1 protein-coding gene is annotated in these 247 nt (G+C 45.3%); it reads left to right on the top strand.

The features are described 5' to 3' along the window. A partial coding sequence (locus tag AAEY57_RS20765) for a type VI secretion system baseplate subunit TssE (RefSeq protein ID WP_350608754.1) occupies positions 1-247 on the top strand: 247 nt, incomplete at both ends.

Raw genomic sequence — 247 nt, 5'->3', positions numbered from 1 at the left:
GCGTGATATCAGAGCGCTTAGAAAGTTACCAGCATGTACGTTCATCGATACTGAATTTTGGCATATTGGACTTTGTAGGACTAAGTAGTGCCAATCCTGCAGACTGTGATTATATCTGCCGACAAATCGCGCAGACGGTCGAGCAGCAAGACAGTCGTCTGCAGAATGTCAGAGTATCGCTAGATATTGGCGCGGTAGATGTCAATCAGCTGTGTTTTTCTATCGAGGCTTTGCTCAAAGTTTATCC

This window comes from Pseudoalteromonas sp. MER144-MNA-CIBAN-0113, from assembly GCF_040308965.1.
Classification (GTDB): Bacteria; Pseudomonadota; Gammaproteobacteria; order Enterobacterales; family Alteromonadaceae; genus Pseudoalteromonas; species Pseudoalteromonas tetraodonis.
The sequence above is the reverse complement of the archived record's forward strand: the minus strand, read 5'-3'. Positions and strand labels throughout refer to the sequence as shown.